Consider the following 8,206-nt stretch of genomic DNA (forward strand, 5'->3'; position numbering starts at 1 on the left):
AGGCTATGACTGCGGTTGGTGCAAGCCGCATTCAAGTTATCGCCTTCGGTGTGGTGCCGCAGGCACTTCCTTATTTTGTGTCGTACTTACTGTACACCTTTGAGGTTAATGTGCGCGCAGCTTCTGTGCTGGGGCTGGTCGGGGCTGGCGGCATCGGTCTGCTGCTTGACCGTTCCCTTGGACTGTTCCGATATGACCGGGCAAGCATTATTATTCTACTGACCCTCGTCATCGTGCTTGCGATTGATTACGGCAGTAACCTGCTACGGAGGAAATTATTATGAATGATCCTACGCTTCGCAGACCCATTGGCCCCCGCCTACGCTTATGGGCGGCAGCTATTCTGCTAATTATCATTTACATTTGGGCTTTTCGCGGGATGCAGTTCGAAGGATTACAGGGGACAGCCAAAAGTGTTTCTGTCGCGATATTGGACGGATTTCTTCACCCTGATTGGTCGTTCGTCTTCATCCCAGAGGGAGAGGATTTGCTGCGTGGGCTGCTGGATACACTGGTCATTTCAGTGCTCGGGACCTTCGTGTCCGCATTTGTCTGCCTTCCATTTGCCTTTTGGGCATCAAGCAATATGACCCGTCTGCGTCCCTTATCAGGCAGCGGGAAATTTGTACTAAGTGTGATCCGGGTATTTCCCGAAATGATCGTAGCTATTCTATTCATTAAAGCCGTAGGTCCCGGCTCGTTTGCAGGTGTGCTTGCCCTTGGTATTCACTCGATCGGCATGCTGGCCAAGCTGTTCTCAGAAACGATTGAAAGTGTGGATCACGGACCGCAGGAAGCTTTGATTGCGTGCGGGGCCAACCGTTGGCAGGTCATTTTCTTCGCCGTGCTGCCGCAGGTGATTCCACAGTTTCTTTCCTATTCGCTCTATCGTTTTGAAATTAATATCCGGTCCGCAACCACGCTCGGGCTGGTTGGTGCAGGCGGGATTGGTACTCCGCTGCTGTTTGCACTCCAAATGCGCAACTGGAACCGTGTAGGCGTCATTTTACTCGGCATTGTAGTGCTGATCATTTTGACGGACCTGGTATCTGGTTGGCTGCGTAAACGGATCGTATAATTAAAATCTTTATATCAACAAAAGCCTCTAAATCAACAAATGCCTCTCCAGTGTAAAAGGGACATGTTATGCTCCCATTCACTCGGAAGAGGCTTTTGCTGTTCAACAACTCCTAGCTAGCTCATCTATGACCCGCCGGACTTCCTCTGCCGTATTGTAAAAATGCGGAGCCACACGAATAACATCCTTTCGTGCTGATACTATCATATTTCGGCTTCGCAAACGCTTCTCCACCGCCGACACGTCGGCTACTTTAACAGCGAGCAGACTTGGTAATGTGCCTCCTCCGTCAGGTATACGTATCTGTAACCCTCTGCTGCGTCCATATTCAACCGAAAAGTTCAACAGCTCATTCATATAGGACTGAATATTCGTGACCTCAATCTCCAGCAGCAGCTTTAAGGCTGCATTGGCGGCAAAAATGCTAATGAAGGAGGGTAATCCCGTCTCAAAGCGGCGGGCTCCCACCGCCGGAACCGGATGAGCAATATCAAACCGTGAGGCGGGCTCCTGTCCGAGCCAGCCCGTAAGACGGGGCTTGAAGCGGTCAATTCGGTCCTTGCTTATATAAAGAAAAGCCATTCCCGGTATCCCCAGTAAATATTTGCGTGCTCCTGCGACCAGAATATCTATCCCCATTGCCTTTACATCTACCGGAATTATACCTGCTGACTGATAAGCATCCACGAACAGTAACGCTTGATTACGGTGAGCTATATTGGCAATGGATTTGAGGTCCTGCTGGAATCCGTTGGTATAATTCACATGGGACACCATAATAAGCGCAGTATTCTCCGTAACGTGTTCCTCATACTGCTCTACGGTCACTTCTCCCTCCGTAGATGGGATGCAGCAAATATGATCGCGGAACATCTCCTGTGCCTGCCAGATGTGCCCCACCGTCGGAAAGTCGGTATCTGCATACACAATACCTTCTTTTCCCGGTATATAAGGAAGAGCAGTGGCCACACCGGCTATCGCCTCAGAGGCTGAGGACAGCACCGCAATTTCGTCTGGCTCCGCCCCGATAAGCTTGGCAAAATGTCCTCTAGCTTCCTCCAGACGTGCCATAGATAGGTCGCCGTTATGGCCGTATTGCAGCAAGCTTCGATGGTATTCCTCAATGGCAGCGGAAACCGGTCTCGATATCGCCCCCTGGGAACAGCTCCCTACATGGATATGTGAGGACAGCACCGGAAACAACTGACGATAGGACTGAAACGGATGTTTCATATTTCCCTTCGCTCCTCCTGGGCATACTAACGTGCCTTGATATGATCATTTTATTATCCATATAAGCCACCTTAGAACAAGGGCCTCCCTTCCCATCTTCTCGCCGTTAACAGACGATAGACACAAAGAGAGGCCTTGTTGGATCATATACGCACAAACTCTATTAATGCACGCGTTTGCGTCCAAACCAGCTTTTAAGCACCAGGGTTGCCAGAGCAAGTAACAGCAGTAACGAGGCCACCGCAAAGGATGCCGAGAACTGATATTCGTTATACAAAATCTCCACATGCAGCGGAAGTGTATTCGTCTCTCCCCGAATATGCCCCGAAACGACGGACACTGCACCGAACTCCCCCATGGCTCTCGCATTACACAAAATAATGCCATACAGTAAGCCCCACTTAATGTTCGGCAGCGTCACTTGCCAGAAAATGCGCCAGCCGCGCGCACCCAGCGTAACCGCCGCTTCCTCCTCCTGCTGTCCCTGATCTTCCATCAGCGGAATAAGCTCGCGCGCTACAAAAGGAAATGTAATGAACAGCGTCGCCAAAATAATACCTGGCAAAGCAAATATAATTTTAATATCATGCTCGTCCAGCCACGGTCCAAGCCAGCCCTGTGCGCCAAACACTAATACATACATCAGTCCTCCGACGACCGGCGAGATCGCAAAAGGTAAATCAATTAAGGTGACCAGCAAGCCTTTGCCGCGAAAATGAAATTTCGTGATCAGCCAGGCGGCTGCTACACCAAATATCGTATTGAGCGGAACCGTTATCGCTGCCACCAGCAGCGTCAACCGCAATGCGGACATGGCATCCGGGTCCCGTAGCGCTTCAACGTATACGCTCCATCCCTGCTTGAGTGCTTCGGTAAGCACGACGATTAGCGGCAATACCAACACCCAAAGCAAAGCTAAAAAAGCAGCGCCAATGAGCGTCCACTTCACCCAAGGGGCTTCGGTTGTAACCCTGTTGGGCGGTGCAGATGCAGGCATTGGCGCAGCAGAAGCAAGCTCCTGCCCAGTTATCGCTTGTGACATGGTGTATCCTCCTTGAACACGGGGTTTAATGCTACATTAGTTAGATAGTACGGCGCCGCGACCAGCGCTGAATACTGTTAATCACGAATAACAGTACGAATGAAATGACCAGCAGCATCAGCGCCACCGCTGTCGCCCCTGCATAGTCATTTTGCTCCAGCTTGGACATGATGAGCAGCGGAGCAATCTCGGTCTTCATCGGCATATTGCCGGAGATGAAGACGACAGAGCCGTACTCGCCAATGCCGCGGGCAAAGGCGAGCGCAAATCCCGTCAGCAGCGGCGGCACCAGCTCCGGCACAATAACGCTGCGGAAGGTACGCCATCTGCCCGCTCCCAGCGTAGCAGCTACCTCCTCTTCATCCTTGTCCAGCTCCTCCAACACCGGCTGAACTGTCCGTACGACGAACGGAATACCAATAAACATCAACGCGAGCGTAATCCCTGTCTGTGAGTATGCCAATTTCCACCCAAGCGGTTCAAACCATGAACCGATCCAGCCGTTCTGTGCATATAGAGCGGTCAACGCAACCCCTGCCACTGCCGTGGGCAAAGCAAAGGGCAGATCAATGACCGCATCAAAAACTCGTTTCCCTGGAAACTCATAACGTACCAGTACCCACGCGATCAATAAACCGAGAAATAGATCGATCAGCGCCGCAGCCGCGGCACACAAAAAGCTCACCTTGTATGAAGCCAGCACCCTGGCATCTGTCGCAACGTCCCAAAATTTCTCCCATGTCAGTCCGGTCGAATTCAGGAGCAGTGCTGATAATGGCACCAGCACCACCAGACTGAGGTACAACACACTATAACCCATTGTTAACCCGAACCCGGGAAGTACGCGTTTTCGGGTGGCTTGCATTTGACTCATGTTCTGTCCATCCCTCTCTGCATCCTTTGACTATGACACTCGCGTCTACCGATCCACTCGCCTTTAGAATTCACGTATGTTATGAACTACCGGGTACATAAATCTGGTCAAAAATACCCTTGTCGCTAAAATGCTTTTGCTGTGTCTCTTTCCAAGTCCCGAATACATCCTTCAAGGTTACAAGCTCCAGCTTTGGGAACCGATCCTTGAACTTGGCTTTCACACTCTCCAGTGTTGGGCGATAATAATGTTCGGCAGCAATGGTTTGGCCTTCTTCACTGTACAGATATTTTAAGTACGCGTCCGCCACCTCGCGTGTACCTTTTTTATCTACCACTTTATCGACTATCGCGACCGGAGGTTCAGCCAAAATACTGATCGACGGATACACGATATCGAATTTATCCGCACCTAGCTCCTTTACAGAGAGTAAAGCTTCATTTTCCCAAGCGATCAGCACATCGCCAATTCCACGCTCTACGAAAGTCGTCGTCGCTCCACGTGCTCCGCTATCCAGTACCGGCACATGCTTATACAACTCCTGTACAAACTGCTGTGCTTTGGCTTCATCGTTATTGTTCTTTTTGAGCGCATAGGCCCAGGCTGCAAGATAGTTCCAGCGGGCTCCGCCCGAGGTTTTAGGGTTTGGTGTAATGACCTGCACATCACCGCGGATCAAATCGTCCCAATCCTTGATTCCCTTCGGGTTCCCTTTACGTACCAAGAACACGATGGTTGATGTGTACGGGGAACTGTTATGCTCATATTTACTTTGCCAACCTTCTTTAACAAATCCTTTTTCCTGCAACGCATCAATATCATAGCCCAGAGCCAGTGTAACCACGTCTGCATCCAGTCCGTCCTGCACAGAGCGGCTTTGCTTGCCAGATCCGCCGTGGGATTGCTTGATGGTAACCTTCTGCCCTTTCTCCTTCTCCCAATGGGCGGCAAATGCTTTATTATACGCCTCATACAACTCACGGGTCGGGTCATAAGAAACATTGAGCAACTCTACATCCTTGGAGCCGGAAACAGAGCTACCATCGCCCTGCGTCCCTCCCTTGCTTGCTCCGCAAGCACTTAGCACCATCGTTAAAACCAAAGATAGTCCGAGAATAAGCCCTATTTTGTATTTCCTTTTCATCAAGACACCCCTCATTCTATGTAATTTGTAAATACACATTTATTTACGCCTGTTATTTACAGACAGACTTAAAAAAAAGAGCGGAGAATTCCCTGATGCAGCTCTGATAGGTCAAACCTGTCGCGTGTACAGTGTCTGCCTGCTGTTCCTAGAGGTTCTCCGCCAGAATGGCAAGGTTATACTTAATACTTTAATTCCTACCTGTTTAATGAGTTATATGGATATAATACGAGAGTTTATGAGGGATGTCAAATCTTTTTTTAGCATGGGATGGTCTATAATTTGCATTCGACAAGGGGGGGCAGTCAGAAACGTTTTGTACGTTTCCGACCGCCTAGAGGGCAAGTACACGCGTGGACTACGACTTAGTTGGCTACCGTTTCAAGATTAATCGAAAAGACTCCAAATTGCTTCGGATTATCCGTAGCTCTTCTCAGCCACAGTTCACCCGATCCCACCATAACTCCCTGATAATTAACAAACAATTCATCTGTCTTTTGGTTCACTAGTGCTTCACGAATCGCATCTGTAAAAATCTGATCATATTTGGCTATAAAATCTTTTTTGTCCGGAATCGTTAGCGACTTTTCACTATCATTGACACGCAGAGGGTACAAAATATAATTGGCTACCTTCTCCTTGTCATTGTCGGCAACCGCCTTCTGCAACGCCTTGAATGTGTTCAAAAACGCTTTAGGATCTTGAATACCTGCTACCTCAAATGGATTTTGAGATGCACTCGGAGCTGTAGGAGCAGAAGCTGCTTCCGATGAAGTTGCCGGGACGGAAGGAGCCGACTTTTGCGCATCAGTACCGCTGTTTTCTGCACTCTCACTCTCTTTAGCCGCTTTGTCACTTTGGTTTGAATCGCTCTGATTGCCTCCAGCTTTGTTCTCGATCATGCTTGTACTGCTCCCAGGATCACTCGTTCCAGCATTATTATCCTGGCCACAGCCGGTAAGAGCTACAAATGTAAGTGTAAGTAAAATGGCTGTAAGGGACAGCCTCCGTGACATTTTGTGATTATTGGATTCATGATTTTTGGGCACAACGGGTCATCCTTTCTGCTTTCTACTCTGACCTATTCTGTTCATTAAGTCTTTAACCGTTCTATTGTAACATAAGTAGACTAATGACCGCATGTCGTGCCCATTCTGGAAGGAGATTACAGTGTGATATATGCGAAGGTTTTAACGTTTCCTTGTGATCCATCATCCGTACTCACTTTTAAAATCAGCTCATTCAAGGAAGCTACTCCGCTCTGCCCCTCTGGCTTAATAAACAGCAGATCATGGCGTTCTCCCGGCTGCAACGTTCGGCTGGAAAATCCGCTCGTTGTACCTTGTAGGTCTGATCCATTCGAACTGTTGAGCTTGTATTGTACGGGTTGCTTTCCTGTATTCTTGATGCTGATGTATAGCTTGCGTCCCTCTTCAAATCTAAATTCTGTTTGTCCTTGTCCCCCAAATTGCATGAATTGGTCATGTACGATACGCTTCGCTGCTTCTCCTTGCTTATTTTGCTTGCTAAGCGGAGCTGCTGGGTGCGTTACACTCGCCGTTGATGTAGTATACGTGTTCGTCGGAAAGTTAGCCAAAGTGACATAACCTACGATCACCCCCGCCACGCCCATCCAAACCCATTTTTCCACCATTTCTATCCCTCCTTCACAAAAATATACGGAAGCTACGCTATATGAATTCAGTCGTCACCATGATTGCACAGATGGAACGGCTTATCTTCTATAAGAAAGCGATCCACCCAGGTCATGGCATATACAAAATTAGGTGTCGATTCAATCAATCCGTTCACAATGTCCAAGGAACGTAAATTTCTCAGCTTCTGTATCTCAGGGGGCAGCCTACGGATTCCGCTATACGAGATATCCAGGCACTCCAGCTGATGCAACTCTCCGATGGCAGGAGGCAAATTTCGGAATGCCAGTTCCTCCTTGGGGATCACCTTTTGGCCCGGTGCCGGACGATCATAACATCCACAGCTGACTCTTAAACTTTTGAGGCCAGACAGCTTGGCAATGTCAGCAGGCAGCTCTTCCAAATCCGCTACTTGGATCGTCAGCGACTCCAAGGCTTCCAATTCAAACAAAACAGACGGTAGTGTTCGTACATCCTGTTCAAAGATGGTCAAATGCTTCAAGGAACGCAATTCTCTAATCCGTTCCGGTATCTCCGTCAACCCAAACCGCATCAGCTCCATTCGATCCGGTTGATGCCGAATAGCATCGTTCAAAAACATATCTATATTGCCATGAAGTTCAGGTTTGTGAATAAACACACCAGGGATAAGCTTCTCCAATTCATCTGCTGCTTCTTTATCCATATTCAGTCTACCGATTCGTTCGTGAGCGATGTTAATGATCCAATCCTCTCCATCGGCATCCTGGAAACATAAATCTTCTGGTAATTTCGGATGCACCCAGGAAAACAGGCTGGACGCCGCTTGCTTTAATAGCCCTCCGGCCTCGGGCGTACATCGGTATTGGTAAAACGTTCCGGGTGTGTAGGCAATGGAATGCTTTCCCCTCATTTCCTCATAAGAGTGAGTGGACAGCAAAAAAGGATCCAATCGATGTAGTAACTCCTTGAACAGGACTTCCTTGTTGGTCAACCCATCCTCATCTTCTGTCGCCCATTTATGTACACCCAGCATAAACGTGTCTGCCCGTTCCATAGCATAATCAATTAGTCTTTCATAGGCTATGTCGCGAACATCGCTGTATAATCGAAACATGTCTCTCCTCCCCTATACTGGCCTGCGCCCTGACAATAAAAAAACCAAACTCATATCTATTATGAGTCTGGCTGTCATATTTTT

Annotated in this window: 9 protein-coding genes; 2 read left to right on the forward strand and 7 right to left on the reverse strand. The window is 48.7% G+C overall.

All coding sequences use genetic code 11. From position 1 onward, the window contains the following. On the forward strand, positions 1–284 hold a 284-nt coding region (locus AC5V8P_RS20545), incomplete at its 5' end, for a PhnE/PtxC family ABC transporter permease (RefSeq protein WP_495473814.1). Next, positions 281–1,078, forward strand: a complete 798-nt coding sequence (gene phnE, locus AC5V8P_RS20550) for a phosphonate ABC transporter, permease protein PhnE (protein WP_064797269.1) — start codon at positions 281–283, stop codon at positions 1,076–1,078. The genes AC5V8P_RS20545 and phnE, both read left to right, overlap by 4 nt. Before the next feature lie 102 nt (positions 1,079–1,180). Here the strand turns inward: phnE and AC5V8P_RS20555 are convergent, their stop codons facing one another. From AC5V8P_RS20555 to AC5V8P_RS20585, 7 genes are all read right to left on the reverse strand, one after another. Further along, positions 1,181–2,311, reverse strand: a complete 1,131-nt coding sequence (locus AC5V8P_RS20555) for an aminotransferase class V-fold PLP-dependent enzyme (protein WP_064797270.1) — start codon at positions 2,309–2,311, stop codon at positions 1,181–1,183. A gap of 163 nt (positions 2,312–2,474) precedes the next feature. Beyond that, a complete protein-coding gene (gene cysW / locus AC5V8P_RS20560) occupies positions 2,475–3,353 on the reverse strand; it encodes a sulfate ABC transporter permease subunit CysW (RefSeq protein ID WP_063210283.1) in 879 nt (292 codons plus the stop codon). A 40-nt stretch (positions 3,354–3,393) separates the two neighbouring features. Then, positions 3,394–4,227 carry a sulfate ABC transporter permease subunit CysT gene (cysT, locus tag AC5V8P_RS20565; protein ID WP_064797271.1) on the reverse strand — a complete coding sequence of 278 codons (834 nt, stop codon included), beginning with the start codon at positions 4,225–4,227 and terminating at the stop codon, positions 3,394–3,396. 79 nt (positions 4,228–4,306) lie between these two features. Further along, positions 4,307–5,371 (reverse strand): sulfate ABC transporter substrate-binding protein, encoded by a 1,065-nt coding sequence (locus tag AC5V8P_RS20570; RefSeq protein WP_063210279.1) that lies wholly within the window; start codon positions 5,369–5,371, stop codon positions 4,307–4,309. A 365-nt stretch (positions 5,372–5,736) separates the two neighbouring features. Then, a complete protein-coding gene (locus tag AC5V8P_RS20575; protein WP_063210277.1) occupies positions 5,737–6,420 on the reverse strand; it encodes a hypothetical protein in 684 nt (227 codons plus the stop codon). Between the two features lie 116 nt (positions 6,421–6,536). Next, positions 6,537–7,025, reverse strand: coding sequence for a hypothetical protein (locus tag AC5V8P_RS20580; protein WP_063210274.1), 489 nt, complete (start codon positions 7,023–7,025; stop codon positions 6,537–6,539). 47 nt (positions 7,026–7,072) lie between these two features. Next, entirely contained in the window at positions 7,073–8,122 is a 1,050-nt protein-coding gene (locus tag AC5V8P_RS20585) for a leucine-rich repeat domain-containing protein (protein ID WP_063210272.1), read from the reverse strand. Positions 8,123–8,206: the final 84 nt, after the last annotated feature.

The sequence above is a fragment of the Paenibacillus sp. N119s genome, from assembly GCF_059447605.1.

Coding starts and splice junctions, on each gene's coding strand:
- phnE (WP_064797269.1), top strand. CDS start 281: ATGAATGATCCTACGCTTCGCAGACCCATTGGCCCCCGCCTACGCTTA.
- AC5V8P_RS20555 (WP_064797270.1), bottom strand. CDS start 2,311: ATGAAACATCCGTTTCAGTCCTATCGTCAGTTGTTTCCGGTGCTGTCC.
- cysW (WP_063210283.1), bottom strand. CDS start 3,353: ATGTCACAAGCGATAACTGGGCAGGAGCTTGCTTCTGCTGCGCCAATG.
- cysT (WP_064797271.1), bottom strand. CDS start 4,227: ATGAGTCAAATGCAAGCCACCCGAAAACGCGTACTTCCCGGGTTCGGG.
- AC5V8P_RS20570 (WP_063210279.1), bottom strand. CDS start 5,371: ATGAAAAGGAAATACAAAATAGGGCTTATTCTCGGACTATCTTTGGTT.
- AC5V8P_RS20580 (WP_063210274.1), bottom strand. CDS start 7,025: ATGGTGGAAAAATGGGTTTGGATGGGCGTGGCGGGGGTGATCGTAGGT.
- AC5V8P_RS20585 (WP_063210272.1), bottom strand. CDS start 8,122: ATGTTTCGATTATACAGCGATGTTCGCGACATAGCCTATGAAAGACTA.